The sequence below is a fragment of the Desulfovibrio sp. 1214_IL3152 genome (assembly GCF_036763055.1).
Taxonomy (GTDB): Bacteria; Desulfobacterota; Desulfovibrionia; order Desulfovibrionales; family Desulfovibrionaceae; genus Desulfovibrio.
On sequence record NZ_JBAIYW010000464.1, the window covers coordinates 1 to 3,164 of the forward strand.

A 3,164-nucleotide genomic window follows, 5' to 3' on the forward strand; every position below is an offset into this window, starting at 1 on the left:
TGCAAATACCTGCATGGGAAAGCGCATTCTGTTTTCAAGGCTGCCGCCGTATTCATCTTCTCTTTTATTAGACAAAGGCGAAAGAAATTCGTGCAGCAGATAACCGTGGGCCGCGTGCAGTTCCACAGCCTTGTAACCTGCGCGCTGAGCGCGTTGCGCCGCCGTCACAAAAGACGCGGTCATGCGGTCAAGGTCGGCAGCATCCAGGGCCGAGGGAACAGGAGAGTCCGCGTCAAAGGGCAGGGCGGAGGGCGCGCAGACATTCCAGCCGCCTTCGTGAAGTTCCAGGGGGCCGCGCCCTTCCCAAGGGCGGGCTGTGGAGCCTTTGCGCCCGGAATGCCCCAACTGGACAGCCACGGGCGTGGAAGAAAACGTGCCTATGAATTCCAGCATGCGTTTGTGCAGTGCTTCGTGCTCATCATTCCACAGGCCGAGGTCGCCAGGGGATATTCTGCCCTCGGGTTCCACGGCTGTGGCTTCGACAATGAGCAGCCCGGCGCCGGAAACAGCCAGATGGCCGTAGTGCATATGATGCCATTGGGTCGGACGCCCCTCATCAGCCGAATACTGATCCATCGGGGGGATGACGATGCGGTTGGCAAGTTCCAGCCCGCCGAGATTGATGGAAGAAAAAAGTGTGTTCATGCAGCCTCCTGCCTTTGCAGCCTCAAGGCCCGTATTTTATGTCTGCCCAGGCACGGGGATCTGGGGCAGAAAATTGTTATGGCGGCGCATCCTGAAAGGGATGCCATTTTTCTGATTATGCGCCTGAAGATGGCAGAGGGCAAGCGCGCCCGGCCATGTCGCCCGGCGTAATTTCTTTTGTACCTTGTATCTCCCGGTAATATAACGTACAAAAGTGCTTCAGGCTGTGCCATCATCAATGCCGCTCTGCCGGGTTCTTTTGGGTGAGAGTTCCCGCCACAGGTATGGGCATGTTGCCCTTGAGAATGTTTGTTCTCAAGTTTTTTGAGGTGCTCATCATGATGCTTAGAGCAGTTTACGAATGAAACGAGTCAACTGCTCTGCAAGGATTTTCCTGAAAATCCTTGCCACGAAATGCGAGCAGGCAGGCTTTTGCCTGCCGTAGGCAAGCATTTCAAGTGCTAAATGCTCTAGCAGCGCAGATATATTGCGTTTCTCTTCGTGGCGACCGCCTGCTTACTCACTCTTCGGGAGAGCTTTGCTGTAAATTTGTCCTGTGGGCGACAAAGAGATATGCGGTTGCGAGCGGCACTGCCGCCGCAATGTGCCAACATGGAGGCCGGTTTTACGGCAGCGTTTGGGGGCCATCGCAGAAGCAGGGGGAAAGGGGGCGCGCCTTTTCCCCCTGTCTTTATCTGGCTTACGGCGCAGCTCTTTTTCTACAAAAATTTGCCCCGGGCCGGGGCTGACGCCGTGCCGCACCCTACGGCTGAGGGCTGTTTCCATTTCTGCCGGAGCCGGTACAGTGGAACGGCTCCGGCAGAGACGTTTTTTAATTTTTGTCCGCCGCGTCCCTGGCAGCGCTCAAAGCCGCCTGCAAGCGGTTTTCATCTTCGTGCGACAGGGAAGACTGGATGACCTCTCCGCCGGAGCCGCGCAGCTCCGCCAGAACCTTGTCGGTAATTTCAGAATCCACCAGCACGAACAGGGCCGAAGAGCCGGGTTTGAGCTTTTCACCAAGCTGTTTCATGAAGTTATCGTTGATGCCCACATCGGTCAGCGCGCCGCCCACGGCTCCGGCGCCCGCGCCGACCACAAGGCCCAGCAGGGGGTTCAGAAAGATCAGGCCGATCAGCGCGCCCCAGAAACCGCCGCTCAGCGCGCCGGTTGCAGTAAGGTTGTAAAGCTGGTGCAGTTTGACCTTGCCGTCCTGCTTGCGGGTAACCACCACGGCGTCTTCAAGATCCACAAGGTAGTCTTTCTGCATTTTCAAAAATTTGATGCGTTCTTCACTGGCCTGCGTTTCACTGGGGTAGGCCACGACAATCAGTGTGCGCATGGGATCTCCTTGAGGTGCGGTATTGCTCGCAATGACGGACGCAATACCGATGGTTACAGGTAATGAATATCGCAAGCAATATGGCACGGGCCTTGTAAAATGACAATGCCATGAAGACCCCTTTGGCGGGGTCTTCATGGCAAAAAGTATGTTATTTCAGCTAGATTTTGTTTATCGGCAACTTTATATATTGAATGCCCGCCACGGGCGTTCCAAAGTCGCCCGCGCGCATATTGGCCTGGATGGAGGGCAGCAGCAGGGGCGGCACGGCCTTGCCTGTATCGTCCGCCCTGCGGCGTGAAACAAAGCTGTTTTTATCAATGCCCATGTGCAGGCGTTCATTTTTCAGTTTTTGTTCGCCCACGGTGCTCATGCACTCGGGACCGCGCTTGCCCGCAGGGGGATAGTCGTGCCCTACGTATATGCGGTAATGGTCCGGCAGGGCAAAGAGCTTGCGTGAAGATTCGTAGGAGTCTTCGGGGCTGCCGCCCGGAAAATCGCAACGGCCGGAACCCACATCAGGCAGAAAGATGGTGTCGCCTACAAAGGCGGTATCTTCAATAATGTAGGTGGTGTCGGCCGGAGTGTGTCCGGGCGTGTGGATCATTTTGGCCTTGAGGTCGCCTATGGTAAAGGTTTCGTCATTTTCAAAAAGATGGTCAAAGTCCGCGCCGTCGGCCGGGGTATCGTTGCCTGTCTGGAAAATGGGAACCCAGGTGGCGATGATGTTCAGCATGTGCTTGCTGATGGCGATCTTGCCGCCCAGTTTTTCCTTGAGGTACCGGGCGGCGGTAATGTGGTCGGCATGAATGTGGGTTTCGAGTATCCACTCTACCGTAAGCTCTTTCTGCCTTATAAAGGTAATGACCGTATCGGCGGATGTTGTGCCGGTGCGGCTTGAGGGCATATCATAGTCCAGTACGCTGTCGATGATGGCGCAGCGCCGCTGGCTGTCTGTATCTGACCAGACCACATAGGTCCAGGTTGCGGTAACGGGGTCAAAAAATCCGCGCACATTGGGGGCAGTCATAATAGTCTCCTTGGCGTCGGTTGCGCCTTGCGGCGCTGTATGGTTGGAATCGGCCCAACCGTGAAGTTCCGGCATGTGGGGCTTTGATCCGGCGCGGCAGCCTGGGGCGGCCTTGGCCGGGCCGGTGTTTTGCCGGGCATGCCACGGTTG

At 56.4% G+C, this 3,164-nt stretch carries 3 protein-coding genes; all 3 read right to left on the reverse strand.

What is annotated here, in order from left to right; translation table 11 throughout:
• Positions 1-645 (reverse strand): oxidoreductase (locus V6C07_RS09730; RefSeq protein WP_442891933.1); only part of this gene is annotated, 645 nt, incomplete at its 3' end.
• A gap of 832 nt (positions 646-1,477) precedes the next feature.
• A complete protein-coding gene (locus V6C07_RS09735; protein WP_333536238.1) occupies positions 1,478-1,984 on the reverse strand; it encodes a DUF1269 domain-containing protein in 507 nt (168 codons plus the stop codon).
• A gap of 160 nt (positions 1,985-2,144) precedes the next feature.
• On the reverse strand, positions 2,145-3,164 hold a 1,020-nt coding region (locus tag V6C07_RS09740; RefSeq protein WP_333536239.1), incomplete at its 5' end, for an MBL fold metallo-hydrolase.